Raw genomic sequence first — 19,891 nt, 5'->3', positions numbered from 1 at the left:
CCTCGCAGGCCTCACGGCTGGGTGGACTGCTTGGAGTCCCGCGGCGGTGCGTCGGAGTCCCCGGCGGTCGCCAGGTACCCGCCCGCCCCCAGGGCGCCCGCGACGACGACCGCCGCGATCGAGAGGGTGATCCGGCGTTTGCGGACCGCCTCCGCCTTGTGGCGGGCCGAGCCGGGTCTCCTGGCGCCGGCCGGGCGGGGGGCCCGGGCGGTGCCCAGGGGGCCGCCGGCCAGCTCGTCGGGGGCGGGGACGCGCATGGAGGTGTGGGTGTCGCGGTTGGAGTCGGGCGAGGCTCCGGGGACCAGCGGTACGGCGGCCCGGCGCGGGGCGCCCTCGCCCGAGGCCTGGCCGGGGCCCTGGCCGGAACGGGTGGCGTAGGACTCCTCCTCGTACGCCTCCGTCTGCTGCTCCGCGTCGTCCGGTTCGTCCACGTCGAGCGGGGGCAGTCCGGCGAGCAGCGGCAGGCACTCGCGCAGCCGGGTGGCCAGCTCCGAGGCGCGCAGCCGCGAGGCCGGGGCCTTGGCCAGGCACTGGACGATCAGCTGCCACAGCTCCTCGGGGATGCCGGGCAGCGGGACGACCGTCTCGGTGACGTGGCGGCGCAGCACGGCGCCGGGGTGGCCGCCGCCGAAGGGCGTGAAGCCGGCCAGCAGCTCGTAGAGGACGGTCGCGAGGGCGTAGATGTCGACGGCCGCGCGGGGTGGCAGGCCCTCGACGATCTCCGGGGCGAGGTAGTCCGGCGTCCCGATGATCCGGGTCGCCTTGGTGCGGCCGGGGGTGTCGATGAGCTTGGCGACGCCGAAGTCGGTGAGCAGGGCGGGGTGGGCTCCGCCGGGGCCGAGCGGGCCCTCCATGTCGAGCAGGATGTTCTCCGGCTTGACGTCGCGGTGGACGACTCCGGCGCGGTGCGCGGCGGCGAGACCGTCGGCGACGTCGGCGATGATCGCGACGGCCGCCTCGGGGGCGAGCCTGCGCTCGCGGTCGAGGCGGGTGCGCAGATCGGTGCCGCGGACCAGGTCCATCACGAGCGCGAGATCGTTGCCGTCGACGACGAGGTCGCGGACGGCGACCACCCGCGGGTGGTCGAGACCGAGCAGGGCGGTGCGCTCCTGGACGAAGCGTCCGACGAGCTCCTGGTCCGAGGCCAGGTCCTCGCGCAGCAGCTTGATGGCGACGGGGCCCTCGGGGCCCTCGCCGAGCCACACCGTGCCGGCGCTGCCCCGACCGAGGATCTGGTGGGCCGTGTAGCGGCTGCCGATATTCCGTGCCAAGACTGCTCCCTCAGCGGCTGGCGGTCGCGACAAAGTTACGCGTCCACAGCCGCTGGTCGTCACTTCCGAGGGGAAATCACCCCTCGGAAGTCGATAAATCGGCAGTACTACTGCCCCGTACCGCCGGTAGTAGTACCACTCGTCGTGCCGCTCGTGGAGTTCGTCAGCTCGGAGACCCAGTCACTGAAGGACGAGATCCCGTCGCCGATGGCCTCCCAGTAGCCCTTGCCCTGGGCCACCCAGTCCTGCAGCGGGGTCAGCTCCCAGATGAGCCAGCCCGCGACGACGAACAGCACGATCGTGAAAAGGCAGCCCTTCAGACAGCCCAGACCCGGGATCCGCATCGGGTTGGCGCTGCGCTGACGCGGCGGACGCGGCTCGCGCGGGGCCGGCGCCTGGGGCGGCGGCTGCGGGGGCGCGTACTGCTGCTGGGGCGGCGGCGCGTACTGCTGCTGCGGCTGAGGGGCGTACTGCTGGCGCTGCGGCGGCCGCTGGGGCTGCTGCGGCTGCTGGTACGCCTGAGGCTGCTGCGCGTACGGCTGCGGCTGGTGCTGCGGCGGCTGGGGCTGGCGCTGCGGACGACGGCGCAGCGGGTCCTGGCTCGGGTCCAGGTACTGCACCTGCGTCTGCTCGTTGCGGTCGCGGGCCGCGCGCAGCTGGTTCTGCCAGGGGTGCGGGTCCTCGCCGGGGGCGCCCTGCGGCGGCTGCGGCGGTACGGGGGGCATGACCGCGGTCGGGTCGGCGCCGCCGCCCGCCGGGCCGCTGGTCGGCATGACGCTGGTCGCGGCGGCGGGGTCGAACTGAGCACCGCCCCCGCTCGGCAGCACCTGGGTCGGGTCCGCGGCTCCCGGGGTCTCCGGGACCGGCGCCGGCGCCGGGTCGGGGGCGAGCAGCGCGCCGACGCCGTCGGCCGCCTCGATCTGGGCCGGGGTGGAGTGCACGCCGATGCCCGCGGCGACCGCGCGCAGTCCGCGGGCCAGGTTCTCGGCGCTGGGCCGGTGGTCCGGGTTCTTGCTGAGGCAGCGCTCTATGACCGTCCACAGCGGGCCGGGAACGGTCGAGGGACGGCGCGGCTCCTCGCTGAGGTGCCGGTGCAGGACCTCGAGGGCCGTGCCGCCGGCGAACGGGGGACGGCCGGTGACCAGCTCGTAGAGCAGGATGCCCGCGCCGTAGATGTCGACGGCGGAGGTCTGGGGGCGGCCCTCGGCGGACTCCGGCGCGACGTACGCGGGCGTGCCGACGAACTCGTGCGTACGGGTCAGGCCCGGGGAGTCCGCGAGGCGCGCGATGCCGAAGTCCGTGAGCATCGGGTGCATCTGGCCGTCCCGCTCGGCGAGCAGGACGTTGGCGGGCTTCAGGTCGCGGTGGACGACGCCGTCGGCGTGGCTGGCGGCGAGCGCGTCGGCGATCTGGGCGGTGAGGAGCGCGGCGGCGACCGGGGTGAGCGGGCCGTTCTCGCGGATGTACCGGTGCAGGTCCGGGCCCTCGACGAGGTCCATGACCAGGGCCAGGACATCGCCCTCGACGACCAGGTCGCGGGTGCGCACGATGTTGGGGTGGGTGAGCCGCAGGAGCACGGACCGCTCGCGCAGGAAGCGCATCACGATGTCCGCGTCGTTGGCCAGCTCCTCCTTGAGGACCTTGATGGCCACGGTCTCGCCGGGCTGGCCCTGCACGGCCGCCTCGGCGCCCGCGGCCTCCCTCTGGCGGGCTCGCCAGACGGTGCCCGTGGCGCCGCGTCCGAGCGGCTCCTCGAGCAGGTACTTGCTGCCGATTGGCCGCACGTCACGCGCTCCCTGCTGATCGTGGTCCTGGGGTTCCCCGGGGGTCTCTGTCATCTGTTGTGACCCGGCTGGGTGTCCGACCCACTTTAGTGCCGCCGAACGGGTCAACGGTCGACCACGAGGCGGCTGATTCCGGCTGTCGACTTGTCCGAAAACAAGACGCGTTTGTCGTACCGGTGGTTGCCGGGGGCGTCGTAAGGCGTACCCAACCAGGCACTTTTACGTCCACAGCCGACCATTCAAGATCACTTGGAGCCGACCCGCGGGCGGGTTGTCAGTGGCAGGTGCGAGGATGCACACAGCACGTCGCATCGACGGGGTCGGGAGCCCCCGCGCCGTGCCGACCTGTACCGGACGACGCGTCCGTGCGGGGTGGGGGGAGTCACACGCGTTCCCCTGCCGAGCACCACGTGCAGAAGGGACCGCTGACGGCGATGCAGATCCGGCTGACCGTTCTCGCGCCGCACGCCGGCCACGGCGCCGGCCGCGCCTGCGACGTGCTTGTCACCGCCCCGGCGGGGACGGCGCTGGCCGCCGTGGCCTCCGGTCTGGCCGCGGCCGTCTCCGGCCCGGACACGTCCCTGTCCGGTTCCACCGTGTTCTACGTGGGCCAGGAGCGGCTCGACGCCCGGCGCTGCGCGCTCGGCGAGCCCCCGCTGGTGGACGGCGCGATCCTCACGCTCCAGGTCCCCGGCGAGGACGAGAGCCTCGGAGAGGGCGCCTCGGCCCGGCTCCACGTGGTCGCGGGGCCGGACGCGGGCGGGGTGCATCTGCTGCACGGCGGCCCGATCAGGATCGGCCGCTCCGTGGACGCGGACGTCCCGCTCGACGACCCGGACGTCTCCCGGGTGCACTGCACGGTGACGGTCGGGGACGGCGGCCGGGTCACGGTCGCGGACCTCGGCTCCACGAACGGCACGACGCTGGACGGCACGCCGGTCGGCGACCGCCCCGTCCGCCTGCTGCCCGGGGCGCTGCTGCGTCTGGGCGAGTCCGCCCTCCGGCTCGCGGGCCCGGGCCGCTGCGGTACGGACTCCCTGCCGACCACGCCGGACGGGGAGGGGCACCTGCGGGTGGACCCGTACGGCTCAGGGCCGCACAGGACGAGCACGGGACCGGGTACGGCGCAGGGGCCCGGTGCGGACGCCGACGCCGGCGCGCACGGGGCGGGCCACGGTCACGGGCGCGGTGCCTGGCGGGAGACGGACGGCCAGGGAGGCCGTGGCCCGCACGCCTCCGGCTCCCAGGAGACGACCCACGGCGGCTTCCCCGCTCCCTCCTCCCCCACGCACGCGCGCGCCGCGGAGCCGGTGGACGACGAGGGTTCGGGCGAGGCGCACAGCAGGACCCGGCAGACCTCCCGCGAGGCGACGCCCCCGCGCGGCAAGCGTGGCATCGGCGCCTGGGCCCGCAGGTTCACCGGTCCTCGCGAGGACCTGCCGGTCCCCGGCGCCGATCCCCGCGCGGAGACCGGCGCCGCGTCCGGTACGGACCGGGCCCCCGGTCACTCGCAGCCCGCCGACACCTGGCCCGACCCGGCCGCCGTGCTGCTCACCGCTCTGGGCCCCGGCCCGCGGCTCTGGGAGCGTGGCCCCGGCCATCCCGAGTCCCTCGTCGTCCGGCTCGGCACCACAGACCGGGCCGAGCTGTCCGGGGTGCCCGTCACCGTCGGGCTCCGCGAGGCCGGATCGCTCGGGCTCGCGGGCCCCGGCAGGCGACTGGCCGGGCTCGCCCGCTCCGTCGTGGCCCAGCTCGCCGCCCTGCACTCCCCCTCCGACCTGGAGATCGTGCTGATCAGCGCGGACCGGAACCGGCCCCTGGAGGAGCGGCGCCGCGCCTGGGGCTGGCTCGGCTGGCTCCCCCATCTGCGTCCGGCGCACGGCCAGGACTGCCGGCTCCTCCTCGCGTACGACCGGGATCAGGCCCACGCCCGTACGGCCGAACTCACCCGCAGGCTGGACGACGGGCCGCTCGGGCCCGGCTGGCCGAGTGCCGACCGCACGGCCGTCGCCGACGCCGCGGCCCGTTACGAGGGTCCGGCCACGGTCGTGATCGTGGACGGCGACCCCGGTTCCGCGGCGCTGCGCGAGACCACCGCGCGGCTCGCCGGGGCGGGGGCGGCCGCGGGCATCCACCTGATCTGTCTGGCCGAGGCACCGGCCGCCTCGCCGGTCTCCCCGGTCGCCGCGACGTACGAGAGCGCCTGCGCGGCCTCGCTCGCCTTCCGCGAGTGCGGGGCCGTGGGGCTGCTCAGCGGTGACGTGGCGACGGCGCTGCGGCTGCTGCGTACGGCGGGAGGCCGGGCCGCGGGCCACGGAACCGTCGGCGTGGTGGACGCGGTCTCCGTCGCCTGGGCCGAACGCTTCGGGCGGGCGGTGGCTCCGCTGCGCACCGACACCCCCGCCGCGCACGGGCGGACGGCCGCGACGGCGCTGCCCCGGTCCTCCCGGCTGCTCGACGAGCTCGGTCTCGCCCGGGCCACGCCCGCCTCGCTGATGGCCCGCTGGGCCGCCGCCGGGGAGGGGACGGCCGTTCTGGGCGCCGGGCCGCGCGGGCCGGTCTCGGTCGACCTGACCGAGGAAGGCCCGCACCTGCTGATCGAGGGGCCCGCGGGCAGCGGACGCACGGAGCTGCTGCGCTCGATCGCCGCCTCACTGGCGGCCGGCGGCCGCCCCGACCGGCTGGGCCTGCTTCTGGTCGACGGCGCGGGAGGCGAGCGTGGCGAGGGCCTGGCCGCGTGTACGGAGCTGCCGCACGTCACGGAGCACCTGGTCGCCTCCGACCCGGTCCGGATGCGGGAGTTCGCCCAGGCACTGGGCGCCGAGCTGAAGCGTCGCGCCGAGATCCTGGGAGACGGTCACTTCTCCGACCGCCGGGCCGCGGGGCGCCTGATCGGCCAGCGGCCTCCGAGTGCGGCGGAGACGGTGCCGCCGGGCGCCCGGGCGACGGCCCGCGTCCCCGAGGCCCGGGTGGGGGACGGCTCGCTGTCCGACGCGCCGAGCGGCCGGACCCCCCGCCCGACCGGAGACGCCACCCTCTCCGACCGCCCGAGCGGCCGGACGCTCCGCACGGGAGACGGCGCAGTGGGCGACCGCCCCGACGCCCGCGACCCCCGAGCAGGCGCCGACGACCTCCGAACCCGCCCCAGCAGCCGCACAGCCCGGGACGGCGACATCGGCGACCGCCCCAGCAGCCGAACCACCCGCACCGGCGCCGACGACCTCACCTACCACCCCAGCGGCCGAACCACCCGTACAGGCGACGGCGACATCGGCGACCGCCCCAGCAGCCGAACCACCCGCACCGGCGCCGACGACCTCACCTACCTCCCCAGCGGCAGGACCTCGCACCCGGGCGACGCCACGCTCGACGACCGCCCCAGCGGCCGGACCCGGCGCGCGGGCGCCGATGACCTGACGTACCTCCCCAGCGGCCGAACCACCCGCACCGGTGACGGCGACATCGGCGACCGGCCCAGCAGCCGGACGGCTCGGACCAGTGACCACCCCGGCGGGCGCGACCCGCGGACCGGGGCCGGCGGGGAGGACCTCGTGGACCGGCCGTCCGGTCGAGTGCCGCGCCCCGGCGGGGAGCCCGACGCGTACGCATCCGCGGCCCCGCGCATGCGGACCGAGGCGGCCGGCACCGTCCTTCCCCGGCTCGTCGTCCTCGTCGACGACTTCGACGCGCTCGTGGCGCCCGCGCTCGGATCGCCCGGCCGGCCCGCCGCCGGGTCCGTCGTACGGGCCCTCGAAGCCGTGGCGCGGTCCGGCGAGCGGCTCGGGGTGCACCTGGTCGCGACCTCCGCGCGCCCGGACCGTACGGCGGACACGGAGCTGGCGCACGGCGCCCGGCTGCGCGTCGTGCTCGACCCGGCCCCCGCGGCCGCCGGTCCCGACGAACCGGCGCCCGGCCGGGGACGGCTCGGCCATCCGGACGGCCGGGTGACCCCGTTCCAGTCCGGCCGGGTCACCGGTCGGATCCCGCGCACGGCGACCCTGCGCCCGACCGTCGTCCCGCTGGAGTGGGAGCGGATGGGTGACCCGCCCACCCGCCGCCCGGTCCGCGAGCTGGGCAACGGCCCGACCGATCTGGCACTCCTCGCGAGCGCTCTCGACCGTGCCGCCCGCTCGGTCGACGCCCCGCCCGTACCGCCCCTCACCCCCGCGACGCGCGCCTGACAGGACGTCACGAGGCCATCACGATCCCCCGATCGACACGGAAGGCGGTATTGCGGCGCCCGACCCCCCGGCGTAGACCTGAGCGCACGGGACGAGCACGCGCACAGGAGAGACGGGGCAGGAATGCGTACAACTCTTCGTACACGCAGGGCCGCAAGCACAGTCGCCACGATCACGACACTCGCGCTCGGCCTCGCTCTCGCCGGCTGCGGCGGCGACGGCGAGAAGGAGAAGGACCCCGGGGCGCCGGCCGCATCCGGCAGCACCTCCGGCGGCTCCTTACAGCTGCCCTCCCTCAAGGGCGAGAAGATCGAGGTGGCCGCCGTCTGGACCGGCCCGGAGCAGGAGAACTTCACCAAGGTCCTGAAGGAGTTCGAGAAGCGCACCGGCGCCACCGTCACCTTCGTGCCCGCCCAGGACCCGATCGTGAACTTCCTCGGCACGAAGATCGCCGGTGGTTCCCCGCCCGACGTGGCGATGCTCCCCCAGGTCGGCGCCATCCAGCAGGCCGCCGCCCAGAAGTGGCTGAAGCCCGTCGGCCCCGAGACCGAGGCGCAGCTCGTCAAGAACTACTCGCAGGGCTGGCGGGATCTCGGCGCGGTCGACGGCAAGCAGTACGGCGTGTACTTCAAGGCCGCCAACAAGTCCCTGATCTGGTACAACAACGCCGCCTTCGAGAACGCGGGCGCCTCCGAGCCCAAGACCTGGAAGGACTTCCTCTCCACCGCCGAGACCATCTCGGCCTCCGGCGTCACCCCCGTCTCCGTCGGCGGTGCGGACGGCTGGACCCTGACCGACTGGTTCGAGAACATCTACCTCTCCCAGGCGGGCCCGGTGAAGTACGACCAGCTGGCCAAGCACGAGATCAAGTGGACGGACCCGTCGGTCACGCAGGCGCTCACCACCCTCGCCGAGCTGTTCGGCAAGCCGAACCTGATCGCGGGCGGCGCGGACGGCGCGCTGCAGACGGAGTTCCCCGTCTCGGTCACCCAGACCTTCACGGGCGGCGACCAGCCCAAGGGCGCGATGGTCTTCGAGGGCGACTTCGCCGCCGTCAACATCGCGCAGACCAGCGCGAAGATCGGTACGGACGCGAAGGTCTTCCCGTTCCCGTCGGTGGGCGCGGCCTCCCCGGTCGTCACCGCCGGAGACGCGGCCGTGGCCCTGAAGGACACGAAGGGCGCCCAGGCGCTGCTGACCTTCCTCGCCTCCCCGGACGCGGCCGCCGTATGGGCGGGCGCAGGCGGCTTCCTGTCCCCCAACAAGAACCTGAACCTGACTGCGTACCCGAACGACGTCCAGCGCGAGATCGCCAAGGCGCTGATGGAGGCCGGGGACGACTTCCGCTTCGACATGTCCGACCAGATGCCGCAGTCCTTCGGCGGCACGCCCGGCAAGGGCGAATGGAAGGCGCTCCAGGACTTCCTGAAGAACCCGAAGGACATCGCGGGGACCCAGGCGAGGCTGGAGGCCGACGCGGCCAAGGCGTACAAGAGCTGACGCCGTGCCGTCCGCCCACAGGGTCACCGGCACGCGCAGGTCCGTCGCGGTGGGGTTCCTCCTCCCCGCGCTGGTCCTGCTCGGCGCGCTCATCGTCTACCCGATCGGGTACTCCGTCCACCGCTCGTTCTTCGACAAGTCAGGGGACTCCTTCGCCGGATTCGACAACTACGTCGAGCTCTTCACGGACGACACGATCCTCACCGCCGTCCGGAACAACGCGATCTGGGTGGTCCTCGCCCCGACCGTCGCCACCGCGCTCGGCCTGATCTTCGCCGTGCTGACCGAACGGGTGCGCTGGGGCACGGCGTTCAAGCTGATCGTCTTCATGCCGATGGCGATCTCGATGCTGGCCGCCGGGATCATCTTCCGGCTCGTCTACGAGCAGGATCCGGACCGGGGCGTCGCGAACGCCGTCTGGGTCGGTGTCCACGACAGCTTCGCCGAGTCCTCGGTCTTCCCACGGGCGCGCCCGCTGCCCGTCCATCCGGTCGAGGCGGCCGGCGGCGGGGCGTACGTCACCAAGAGCCCGGTCCGCGCGGGCGAGACGGCGCGGCTGCCGCTGATCGGTGTCGCTCCGGCGCAGATGCCGAAGGACGCCCGGCCGGCGCTCGAACCGCCCCGCCAGGAGGGCCGGATCACCGGCACCGCCTGGCTGGACTTCACCCGGGGCGGCGGCGGGAAGCCGAACGTCGTCGACCCGAAGGAGCTCGGCCTGAAGGGGCTGCGCGTGGAGGCGGTGAAGGACGGGAAGGTCGTCGCGTCCACGACGGTGGCCGCCGACGGCACGTTCAGCCTCCCGGCCGCCGCCGACGGATCCCTGCTGCGGCTGCCCGCGAGCAACTTCCGCGAGCAGTACAACGGGGTGGAGTGGCTGGGCCCCTCGCTCGTCACCCCTGCCGTCATCGGCAGTTACGTGTGGATGTGGGCCGGGTTCGCGATGGTCCTGATCGCCGCCGGTCTGGCGAGCGTGCCCCGTGAACTCCTGGAAGCGGCCCGGGTCGACGGGGCGAACGAGTGGCAGGTGTTCCGCCGGATCACGGTCCCCCTCCTCGCTCCGGTCCTCGCCGTCGTCCTGGTCACCCTGATGATCAACGTGCTGAAGGTCTTCGACCTGGTCTTCATCATCGCGCCGGGTTCGGCCCAGGACGACGCGAACGTACTGGCGCTCCAGCTGTACCGCTCGTCCTTCGGCACGGACGCGGATCTCGGGGTCGGCTCGGCCATCGCCGTCCTGCTGCTGCTCCTGGTGATCCCGGTGATGGCGTTCAACATCCGCCGGATGCGAAGGGAGGCCCGCCGATGAGCGCCCCGCCGATGACGACTCCGCCGGTCAAAACCCCGGAGACGAGAACGCGGGCGACGGGAAGCCCGGCCTCACGGCTCGCCGCCCGTGCCGCGGGCGGCGCGATGCGGATCTTCCTCGTCGTCGTCGGCCTGTTCTGGCTGATGCCGGCGGTCGGGCTGCTGCTGTCCTCGCTCCGCTCGCCGTCCGACATCAGCGAGAGCGGCTGGTGGCAGGTCTTCTCGTCCCCCGCCCAGCTGACGGTCGAGAACTACTCCGCGCTCCTCGCCAACGACACGATCACGGGCTCGCTCGTGTCCACGGTCCTGATCACCGTCCCTGCCACCGTCCTGGTCGTCGTCATCGGCTCGCTCGCCGGATACGCCTTCGCCTGGCTGGACTTCCCCGGCCGTGACTGGTGGTTCCTGGTGGTCGTGGGGCTCCTGGTGGTCCCGGTGCAGGTGGCGCTCATCCCTGTGTCGAAGCTCTTCGGGACGGTCGGCATCTTCGAGACCACCCTCGGGGTCGTCCTCTTCCACACCGCCTTCGGGCTGCCCTTCGCGATCTTCCTGCTGCGGAACTTCTTCGCGGAGATCCCGAGGGAGCTGCTGGAGGCGGCACGGCTGGACGGGGCGGGCGAGATCCGGCTCTTCACCCGGGTCGTCATGCCGCTGGGCGGGCCGGCGATCGCCTCGCTGGGCATCTTCCAGTTCCTGTGGGTCTGGAACGACATGCTGGTCGCGCTGATCTTCGCGGATTCCGAGTCCCCGCCGATCACGGTGGCGCTGCAGCAGCAGGTGCGGCAGTTCGGGAACAACATCGACGTGCTGGCGCCGGGCGCATTCGTGTCGATGGTGATTCCGCTGGTGGTCTTCTTCGCCTTCCAGCGGCAGTTCGTCTCGGGCGTGATGGCGGGCGCGGTGAAGTAGCCCCGCCGCGCGGCCTCATGGGTACGGGTACGAGGGCGGCGCCCCCGTACCCGTACCGCTGCGCGTCCTCACGCCGCGGGCGCGCCTACGCCTTGAGCGCCGCGACCGCCGAGCGCGCGAGGTCGTCCAGGTACCCCTTCGGCAGCTCGCCGCGCACCACCACGAGCCGCCAGTACAGCGGCCCGACGACCACGTCGAGGGCCCGGTCCGGGTCCGCGCCCTCGGCCAGTTCCCCGCGCGCCACCGCCTCGCGCACGATCTGCGCGACGACCCCCTGCTGGCTGTCGAGCAGCGCCGCCTTGATCGCCTGGGCGATCTCCGGCTGCCGCGCGGCCTCCACCAGCAGGTCGGGGATGACCTGCGAGGCCACCGGGTGGCGCAGGGCGTGCGAGGCGACTTCGAGGAGCGCGCGCACGTCACCGTGGAGCGAGCCGGTCGAAGGCGCCGGCAGCCCCTGTGCGGCGAAGGCGCCGACGAGGTCGAGGACGAGGGAGAGCTTGGACTTCCAGCGGCGGTAGACGGCGGTCTTGCCGACGCCCGCGCGCCGCGCGATGCCCTCGATGGACATACGGGCGAAGCCGACGGCGGCCAGTTCCTCGAAGACGGCCAGGCGAATGGCCTCCGTGACGTCCTCACGGAGCACGGCGGCTCCCGCGGGGGCGCGGCGGGGGGATCCGGAGGGTGTCGTCATGAACGGGATCCTAACCAACGGCGAACGCTGACGTCACGACGATACGGTTGCGTTGCGACGCAAGACCGTCCTACTCTCCCCGTAGCGACGATACGGACCCGTTCCATCGCCAGCGATGCCCTGCACCCTCGTCGAAAGCGACCTCGTGACCACCGAGACGCTCGAGAAGCCCCCCGCGTCCCCGCCGGACCCGCACCCCGCGCCGGACCTGCGCGCGCTCGCCCTGCGCCACGGCCTGTCCGTCAGCGGCGCCCGCCCGGCCCTCCCCACGTACGTCCGGCAGCTCTGGTCGCGGCGCGACTTCATCGCGGCGTTCGCGACCGCCCGGCTCACCGCCCAGTACAGCCAGGCGAAGCTCGGACAGGTCTGGCAGGTGATGACCCCGCTGCTCAACGCGGCGGTGTACTACCTGATCTTCGGCGTCCTGATGAACGTCCAGCAGGGCATCCCGGACTACGTGCCGTTCCTGATCACGGGCATCTTCGTCTGGACCTGCACCTCCCAGTCGATCATGACCGGCACCCGGGCGGTCAGCGGCAATCTGGGTCTGGTCCGCGCCCTGCACTTCCCCCGCGCGAGCCTCCCCCTCGCCCTCGCGCTCCAGCAGCTCCAGCAGCTCGTCCTCTCGCTCGGTGTGCTCGTCGCGATCCTGTTCTGCTGCGGCGAGTTCCCTCGCGCAAGCTGGCTCCTGGCCGTCCCCGCACTTCTCCTCCAGGCGCTGTTCAACTCCGGGGTCGCGCTCGTCATGGCCCGCCTGGCCGCCCGTACCCCGGACATCGCCCAGCTGATGCCGTTCCTGCTGCGCACCTGGATGTACGTCTCCGGCGCCATGTGGTCCATCCAGCACCTGGCGGCGAGCGGCCGGCTCCCGGACGCGGTGATCGCGGTCCTGCAGGCCAATCCGGCGGCCGTCTACATCGACCTGATGCGCTTCGCGCTCATCGAGAGCTTCACCTCCGACCAGCTGCCGCCGCACGTCTGGGCGCTCGCCGCCGGCTGGGCGCTGGTGGGCTTCGTGGGCGGATTCATCTACTTCTGGAAGGCAGAGGAGACCTACGGCCGTGGCTGAGCAGACCCCCACCGTCGTCGCCGACGGCGTCCACATCACGTACACCGTCAACGGCGCCCGTACCGGCAAGGGAAGCGCGACCGCCGCGCTCAGCCGGATCTTCTCCCGACGCGCGACCCCGGGCGCCCGCAAGGTGCATGCGGTCAAGGGCGTCAGCTTCGTCGCGTACCGAGGCGAGGCGATTGGCCTGATCGGTTCGAACGGATCGGGGAAGTCCACCCTCCTCAAGGCCGTGGCCGGCCTGCTGCCCGTCAACGAGGGCAGGATCTACACCCGCGGCCAGCCCTCCCTCCTCGGCGTCAACGCGGCTCTGATGAACGATCTGACCGGCGAGCGCAACGTGATCCTCGGCGGGCTCGCGATGGGCATGACGCGCGCGGAGGTCGGCGCCCGCTACGGCGACATCGTCGACTTCTCCGGCATCAACGAGAAGGGCGACTTCATCTCGCTGCCCATGCGGACGTACTCCTCCGGCATGGGCGCCCGCCTCCGCTTCTCCATCGCGGCCGCGAAGAGCCATGACGTGCTGCTCATCGACGAGGCGCTCTCCACCGGCGACGCGAGGTTCCGCCGCCGCAGCCGGCAGCGGATCGACGAGCTGCGCGAGGAGGCGGGCACCGTCTTCCTCGTCTCCCACTCCAACTCCACCATCACCGAGACCTGCGACCGCGCGCTGTGGCTGGAGGCGGGCACCCTGCGGATGGACGGACCGGCGAAGGAGGTCGTGGCGGCGTACGAGGCGTTCACCAAGAAGGCCTGACAAAACACCAGCAAAGCACCCAAACCGCAATAGAGTGCGGTTTCGATGACGACGCATCGCGACCACACCCCGCAGCCGTCGCCCGAGCCGGGCGACAAGCAGCCGTGCGCCCCCGCACCACGGGGCCTCACCGGCTCACCCTTCGACTCGGAAACCTTCACCACGGCCACCTTCGTCTCGGTCGGGCGGGGCCCCGCCCTCGCCCTCGCCGTGGTCTGGGTCGTCACCCGGGCCGGCATGGCGCTGCTCCTGCTCCGCGACAGCCTGGGCGTGGGCGGTGTCGGCCGCGAGGTGTACGTCCTCTACCAGCTCTGGTACCGGCAGTTCGCCCAGGGCACGTTCCCGGTGGACGACGTCACCTGGCAGTACCCGCCCGGCGCGGGACTGGTGATCATGTCCCCCGGGGTGCTGCCCTCGCTCACGTACTTCCAGGGCTTCGTCGCCCTCGCGCTCCTCGCCGACGCCGCGATCACGCTGGCCCTCGCCCGGGCCGACAGCGACCGGGTCACCCACGGCGCATGGGTCTGGGTCGGCGGACTCCCGCTGCTCCTGCACATCCCGCTGGCCCGGTACGACGTCCAGGTCACCGCACTCGCCGTACTCGGCCTGCTCGCGCTGAAGTCCCGCTCGGCCGCGGCGCGCCGGCTCGGCGGGGTGCTCGGCGGGGTGCTCGCCGGGGTCGGCGCGCTGGTGAAGGTGTGGCCGGTCCTCACCCTGATCGGCACGCCCCGGGGCCGTACCACCCGCGACGCCTGGATCGCCGCCGCCACCACCGTCGTGGCCCTCCTCGGCACCCTCGCCCTGCTCTTCTCGGACTCGCTCGGCTTCCTGCGCCAGCAGGGCAGCCGCGGCATCCAGATCGAGTCGCTGGGCGGCACCGCGCTCGCGCTGGCCAGATGGACGGGCAGCTGGCCGGGCACCGTCGAGTACCGCTACGGCGCTTTCGAGTACATCGGCCCGTACGTCTCCAGCGTGGGCCGGCTCGCGCTGCTCCTGACGGTCCTCGCCTTCGTCTGGCTGGTGCTGTGGCGGCTGCGCGCCCGCAGCTGGAGCGAGGCGACCCCGCTGGACGCCGCGCTCGCCGCCGTACTCCTCTTCACCGTCACCAGCCGGGTGATCAGTCCGCAGTACATGATCTGGCTGCTCGGCCTCGCCGCCGTCTGTCTGACGTCGCGAGAAACCGTGATGCGGCCCGTAACCCTGCTCCTTCTGCCCGCGGCCGCGCTGAGCTCCCTGGCGTACCCGGTGCTGTACGACGAGGTGGTGGCCGCCTCCTGGCCGGGCGTGGCCGTCATGGTGGTCCGCAACGGGCTGCTGCTCGCGGCGGCGCTGCTGGCCGCGCGGCGCCTGTGGACCTCGACCGTCACCGTCCCGGCATGACGAAGGGGCCCCGCCGGTTCGAAAACCGGCGGGGCCCCTTCACACGTACCGACTAGCTGTGGCTCCGCAGCAGCTGGCGCATCGTCCGCATCGCCACCGACAGGTTCGCCAGGTCGAAGGTCTCCGAGCCCTGGATCTCCTCCAGCGTGGTGCGCGCCCGGCCGAGGATCGCCGCGTTCTTCTCCTCCCAGGCCTTGAAGCGCTCCTCCGGCGTCGAGGTCCCGTTGCCCGCCGACAGCACGTCCGCGGTGAGGGCGGCGTGCGCGGCGAACAGGTCCTCGCGGATGGAGGCGCGGGCCATCGACTGCCACCGGTCGGCGCGCGGCAGTTCGATGATCCGGTCCATGAGCTGGGTGATCCGCAGCCGGTCGGCCAGGTCGTAGTAGACCTCGGCGACCGCCATCGGGTCCTTGGCGGTGCGGTCCGCGATCGCGACGATGTCGAGCGTCGGGAAGGCGGAGGAGAAGCCGGCGACCCGCAGGGCGAGCTCCTCCGGCACGCCGACCTCGGTCAGCTCCTCCAGGATCGACTGGTACCACTCCAGGTCCGCGCCGCGCAGCAGCTGCGGCAGCTCGGCCCAGACCTCCTCGACGCGCTCGCCGAAGAAGTCGATCGTCTCGGCGAGCTGGAGCGGCTGCGGCCGGTTGCCGAGCAGCCAGCGCGTACCGCGCTCGACCAGACGGCGGGAGTGCAGCCGCATCCGGGTCTGGACGTCGGCCGGGACCTGGTTGTCGAGCGCCTCGACGGCGTCCCAGACCTCGCCGAGCCGGAAGATGGCGCGGGCGGCGGTCTGCGCGCGGACGATCTCCTCGATCGACGCGCCGGTCTCCTCGCGGAGGCGGTGCAGGAAGGTCGAGCCACCGGTGTTGACGGTGTCGTTCACCAGGACCGTGGTGACGATCTCCCGGCGCAGCGGGTGGCTGTCGACCGCGTCGGCGAACTTCTCGCGCAGCTGCGTCGGGAAGTACGCGTGGAGCAGACCGCGCAGGTAGGCGTCGTCCGGCAGCTCGGTGCCGATCAGCTCGTCGGCCACCGTGATCTTGGTGTACGCGAGGAGGACGGCGATCTCCGGCTGGCTCAGGCCCTTGTTGTTGTTGAGCAGCTCGCGGATCTGCCGGTCGTTGGGCAGGAACTCCAGCGAGCGGTCGAGGGCACCGTCCCGGCCCAGGCGGCGCATGAACCGCTGGTGGGCGTGGAGGAGGGACGGCGACTGGGCGACCGCGTTGGCGAGGGCCACGTTCTGCGCGTAGTTGTTGCGCAGGACGAGCGAGCCGACCTCGTCGGTCATCTCGGCGAGGATCTTGTTCCGCTGCTTCACGGTCATGTCACCCTCGGTGACGAGCCCGTTGAGCAGGATCTTGATGTTGACCTCGTGGTCGGAGGTGTCCACGCCGGCGCTGTTGTCGATGGCGTCGGTGTTGACCTTGCCGCCCTCGCCGTCGGCGCCGCCCTTGCGGGCGAACTCGATGCGGCCGAGCTGGGTCAGACCCAGGTTGCCGCCCTCGCCGACGACCTTGACCCGCAGGTCCTCGCCGTTGACGCGGATGGCGTCGTTCGCCTTGTCGCCGACGTCCGCGTTCGACTCGGCGGACGACTTGACGTACGTACCGATGCCGCCGTTCCACAGCAGGTCGACGGGCGAGTGCAGGATCGCCTGCATCAGCTCGGCCGGGGTCATCTTGGTGACGCCCGCCTCGATGCCGAGGGCCGCGCGCATCTGCGCGTTGACCGGGATCGACTTGGCGGTACGGGGGTGGATGCCACCGCCCGCGGAGAGCAGCTCGGTCTTGTAGTCCGCCCAGGAGCTGCGGGGCAGCTCGAAGAGGCGGCGCCGCTCGGCGTACGAGACGGCCGCGTCCGGGGTCGGGTCGATGAAGATGTGGCGGTGGTCGAAGGCCGCGACCAGGCGGATGTGCTCGGAGAGCAGCATGCCGTTGCCGAAGACGTCGCCGGACATGTCGCCGACGCCGACGACGGTGAAGTCCTCGGTCTGGGTGTCGTGGCCCAGCTCGCGGAAGTGCCGCTTCACGGACTCCCAGGCGCCGCGGGCGGTGATGCCCATGCCCTTGTGGTCGTAGCCGGCCGAGCCGCCCGAGGCGAAGGCGTCGCCGAGCCAGAAGCCGTAGGAGACGGCGACCTCGTTGGCGATGTCGGAGAAGGTCGCGGTGCCCTTGTCGGCGGCGACGACGAGGTAGGTGTCGTCCTCGTCGTGGCGGACCACGTCGACCGGGGGCACGACCTCGCCGGCGACCAGGTTGTCGGTGATGTCGAGCAGCGCCGAGATGAAGGTCCGGTAGCTGGCGATGCCCTCGGCCAGCCAGGCGTCGCGGTCCACGGACGGGTCCGGGAGCTGCTTGGCGACGAAGCCGCCCTTGGCGCCGACGGGCACGATGACGGTGTTCTTCACCATCTGCGCCTTGACCAGGCCGAGGATCTCGGTACGGAAGTCCTCACGGCGGTCGGACCAGCGCAGACCGCCTCGGGCGACCTTGCCGAAGCGCAGGTGGACGCCCTCGACACGCGGCGAGTACACCCAGATCTCGTACGCCGGGCGGGGCGCGGGGAGGTCGGGCATGGCCTGCGGGTCGAACTTCATCGACACGTAGGCGTGCGGGACGCCGTCCACCGTGTTCTGGAAGAAGTTCGTCCGCAGGGTCGCCTTGATGACGGTGAGGAAGGAGCGGAGGATCCGGTCCTCGTCCAGGCTCGCGACCTGGTCGAGGGCGGCGTCGAGCTCCTCGAGCAGCGCGTCGATCAGCTCGATGCCGGCGCGCTGGCGCTCCGGCGACATCCGGGCCTCGAAGAGCGAGACGAGCAGCCGGGTGGTGTGGACGTTGTTGCGGAGGGTGTCCTCCATGTAGTCCTGGCTGAACGTCGAACCGGCCTGGCGCAGGTACTTCGCGTAGGCGCGCAGCACCATCGCCTGGCGCCAGTTCAGACCGGCGGAGAGCACCAGCGAGTTGAAGCCGTCGTTCTCGGCCTCGCCGGTCCAGGTCGCGGCGAAGGCCTCCTGGAAGCGCTCACGGGCGTCCTCGGAGAAGGACTGGCCGTTGGCGGTCGGGGAGGGCATCCGCAGACCGAAGTCGTAGACCCAGGCGTGCGTACGGTCGGCGCAGCGCAGCTCGTACGGACGCTCGTCGATGACCTCTACGCCGAGCCGGTTGAGCACCGGGAGCACGGCGGAGAGGGAGATCTGGTCGCCGGCCTTGTAGATCTTGAAGCGGCGCTCGCCGGGGCCGCTGCCGACCGGCTCGTACAGCGAGAGCGCGAACTCCTTGCCGCTGCGGCTCAGCTGCTCCAGATGGACCAGGTCGGACACGGCGGCACGCGGCGAGTGGTCGGCCTTGTAGCCCTCGGGGAAGGCGTTGCCGTACTTGCGCAGCAGCTCGGCGGCGCGCTCCTCGCCGCATTCGGCGTTGAGGGCCTCGGCGAAGCCGTCGGCCCAGGAGCGGGCGGCCTCGACGAGCCGGGACTCGATGCGGTCCTTGTCGGCGTCGGTGAGGTGGGTCAGCTCGGTGCCGGGCGCGACGCGCACGACGAAGTGCAGCCGGGTGAGCACCGACTCGGTGCTCATGAGCGTGAAGTCGACGCTCGTCCCGTCGAGCTCCTCCTTGAGGATGTCGGTCAGACGCTCGCGGACGGTGGTGTTGAAGCGGTCGCGCGGCAGGTAGACGAGGGCCGAGTAGAAGCGGCCGTACTCCTCCTGGCGCAGGTAGAGCCGCAGTCGGCGGCGTTCCTGCAGGTAGAGCACGGAGGTGACGATGGAGCGCAGCTCGTCGGGCGGCGTCTGGAAGAGCTCGTCGCGCGGGTACGTCTCCAGGATCTGGAGCAGGTCGCGGCCGTCGTGGCTGTTCGGCGAGAAGCCGGCGCCTTCCAGGACCTCCTGGACCTTGCGCTTGATGACCGGGACGCGGCGGACGGACTCGGTGTACGCGGCGGACGAGAACAGTCCGAGGAAGCGGCGCTCCCCGACGACGTTGCCCTCGGCGTCGAACTTCTTCACACCGACGTAGTCGAGGTACGAGGGGCGGTGCACCGTCGCCCGGCTGTTCGCCTTCGTCAGAATCAGCAGCTTGTGCTCGCGCGCCTTGGCGCGGGCGTCGGCCGGCAGCCGGCTGAAGGACGGCGAGACGGGGTGGGCGTGGTGGTCCTCGTCGCCGCCGTGGTGCGGGTCGGAGCGCAGGATGCCGAGGCCGGTGCCGGGGACGGCGGCCAGCGCGTCTCCGTTGACCAGCTCGTACTCGCGGTACCCGAGGAAGGTGAAGTGGTCGTCCGCGAGCCAGCGCAGCAGCTCGCGGGCCTCCTCGACCTCGGTGGGGCGCAGGTCGTCGGCGGTGGGCTCGTCGGGCAGGTTCTCGGCGATGCGCAGCGCCGCTTCGCGCATCTTCTCCCAGTCCTCGACGGTCTCGCGGACGTCGGACAGGACGCGCAGCAGGTCCGTGGTGATCTGCTTGAGGTCGGCGCGGTCGGTCTCGCGGTCGATCTCGACGTGGATCCAGGACTCGGTGAGCACGTCGTGGGCCTGCTCGCCCTTGGGCTCGCCGGCCATGACCTCGATGAGCTTGCCGGTCAGATCGCGGCGGACGCGGACCTGCGGGTGGATCACGACGTGGATGCCGCGGCCCTGGCGGGAGAGCTCGTTGGTGACCGAGTCGACGAGGAAGGGCATGTCGTCGGTGACGACCTCGACGACGGAGTGGCTGCAGGTCCAGCCGTTCTCCTCGACCGTCGGGGTGTGGACGCGGACGTTCGCGGTGCCCTGGGGGCGGTTCTCCGCGAGCCGGTAGTGCGAGAGAGCGGCGCCGAAGACGTCCACCGGGTCCCGGTCGGCGAGGTCCTCGGGCGCGGTGTGCAGGTAGTAGCGCTGGAGGTAGTCGAGCAGGGTGTCCCTGTCCGGACGCTTCCCGTTCCCTGGCCCCGTCGGAAGTTGCCCCCCGACCGGGCCGGTCTCAGCTACCCGGGCGGCCCGCGCGAGCAGCTCGGCCTTGGCTTCGTCCAGCTTGGTCTGCATGTCCTCTGGCTCCTGTCGCGCGCCGTTGCG

The 19,891-nt window shown here is 72.6% G+C and carries 11 protein-coding genes; 7 read left to right on the top strand and 4 right to left on the bottom strand.

Going from position 1 to position 19,891, the window contains the following annotated elements; translation table 11 throughout:
• Positions 1–11: 11 nt before the first annotated feature.
• Positions 12–1,271, bottom strand: a complete 1,260-nt coding sequence (locus ABZ939_RS31485) for a serine/threonine-protein kinase (RefSeq protein WP_361862732.1) — start codon at positions 1,269–1,271, stop codon at positions 12–14.
• Between the two features lie 107 nt (positions 1,272–1,378).
• Positions 1,379–3,055 (bottom strand): serine/threonine-protein kinase, encoded by a 1,677-nt coding sequence (locus tag ABZ939_RS31480; protein ID WP_361862729.1) that lies wholly within the window; start codon positions 3,053–3,055, stop codon positions 1,379–1,381.
• A 434-nt stretch (positions 3,056–3,489) separates the two neighbouring features.
• On the opposite strand from ABZ939_RS31480, the gene ABZ939_RS31475 reads away from it, so the two are divergent.
• From ABZ939_RS31475 to ABZ939_RS31460, 4 genes are all read left to right on the top strand, one after another.
• A complete protein-coding gene (locus ABZ939_RS31475; RefSeq protein ID WP_361862856.1) occupies positions 3,490–7,236 on the top strand; it encodes an FHA domain-containing protein in 3,747 nt (1,248 codons plus the stop codon).
• A gap of 123 nt (positions 7,237–7,359) precedes the next feature.
• Entirely contained in the window at positions 7,360–8,736 is a 1,377-nt protein-coding gene (locus ABZ939_RS31470; RefSeq protein WP_361862726.1) for an ABC transporter substrate-binding protein, read from the top strand.
• Between the two features lie 4 nt (positions 8,737–8,740).
• Positions 8,741–10,042 (top strand): sugar ABC transporter permease, encoded by a 1,302-nt coding sequence (locus ABZ939_RS31465; protein ID WP_361862723.1) that lies wholly within the window; start codon positions 8,741–8,743, stop codon positions 10,040–10,042.
• Positions 10,043–10,053: 11 nt separating this feature from the next.
• Positions 10,054–10,950, top strand: a complete 897-nt coding sequence (locus ABZ939_RS31460; protein WP_361862853.1) for a carbohydrate ABC transporter permease — start codon at positions 10,054–10,056, stop codon at positions 10,948–10,950.
• A gap of 85 nt (positions 10,951–11,035) precedes the next feature.
• Here ABZ939_RS31460 and ABZ939_RS31455 read toward each other — a convergent pair whose 3' ends face one another.
• Complete coding sequence (locus ABZ939_RS31455; protein WP_361862720.1) at positions 11,036–11,641, bottom strand: TetR/AcrR family transcriptional regulator; 606 nt, start codon at positions 11,639–11,641, stop codon at positions 11,036–11,038.
• 115 nt (positions 11,642–11,756) lie between these two features.
• On the opposite strand from ABZ939_RS31455, the gene ABZ939_RS31450 reads away from it, so the two are divergent.
• The 3 genes from ABZ939_RS31450 to ABZ939_RS31440 all read left to right on the top strand — a co-directional run bounded on the left by ABZ939_RS31450 (position 11,757) and on the right by ABZ939_RS31440 (position 14,850).
• Complete coding sequence (locus ABZ939_RS31450; protein ID WP_361862717.1) at positions 11,757–12,710, top strand: ABC transporter permease; 954 nt, start codon at positions 11,757–11,759, stop codon at positions 12,708–12,710.
• Positions 12,703–13,470, top strand: coding sequence for an ABC transporter ATP-binding protein (locus ABZ939_RS31445; protein WP_361862714.1), 768 nt, complete (start codon positions 12,703–12,705; stop codon positions 13,468–13,470). Before ABZ939_RS31450 ends, ABZ939_RS31445 begins: the two co-directional genes overlap by 8 nt.
• Before the next feature lie 237 nt (positions 13,471–13,707).
• Entirely contained in the window at positions 13,708–14,850 is a 1,143-nt protein-coding gene (locus ABZ939_RS31440; protein ID WP_361862850.1) for a glycosyltransferase 87 family protein, read from the top strand.
• Positions 14,851–14,902: 52 nt separating this feature from the next.
• On the opposite strand, the gene ABZ939_RS31435 is transcribed toward ABZ939_RS31440, so the two are convergent.
• Positions 14,903–19,861 carry an NAD-glutamate dehydrogenase gene (locus tag ABZ939_RS31435; protein WP_361862711.1) on the bottom strand — a complete coding sequence of 1,653 codons (4,959 nt, stop codon included), beginning with the start codon at positions 19,859–19,861 and terminating at the stop codon, positions 14,903–14,905.
• Positions 19,862–19,891: the final 30 nt, after the last annotated feature.

The sequence above is a fragment of the Streptomyces sp. NPDC046712 genome (assembly GCF_040645695.1).
Classification (GTDB): domain Bacteria; phylum Actinomycetota; class Actinomycetes; order Streptomycetales; family Streptomycetaceae; genus Streptomyces.
This window is presented reverse-complemented; position numbering and strand designations above follow the sequence as displayed.

Coding starts and splice junctions, on each gene's coding strand:
- ABZ939_RS31440 (WP_361862850.1), top strand. CDS start 13,708: ATGGCGCTGCTCCTGCTCCGCGACAGCCTGGGCGTGGGCGGTGTCGGC.
- ABZ939_RS31470 (WP_361862726.1), top strand. CDS start 7,360: ATGCGTACAACTCTTCGTACACGCAGGGCCGCAAGCACAGTCGCCACG.
- ABZ939_RS31475 (WP_361862856.1), top strand. CDS start 3,490: ATGCAGATCCGGCTGACCGTTCTCGCGCCGCACGCCGGCCACGGCGCC.
- ABZ939_RS31450 (WP_361862717.1), top strand. CDS start 11,757: ATGCCCTGCACCCTCGTCGAAAGCGACCTCGTGACCACCGAGACGCTC.
- ABZ939_RS31460 (WP_361862853.1), top strand. CDS start 10,054: ATGACGACTCCGCCGGTCAAAACCCCGGAGACGAGAACGCGGGCGACG.
- ABZ939_RS31435 (WP_361862711.1), bottom strand. CDS start 19,861: ATGCAGACCAAGCTGGACGAAGCCAAGGCCGAGCTGCTCGCGCGGGCC.
- ABZ939_RS31455 (WP_361862720.1), bottom strand. CDS start 11,641: ATGACGACACCCTCCGGATCCCCCCGCCGCGCCCCCGCGGGAGCCGCC.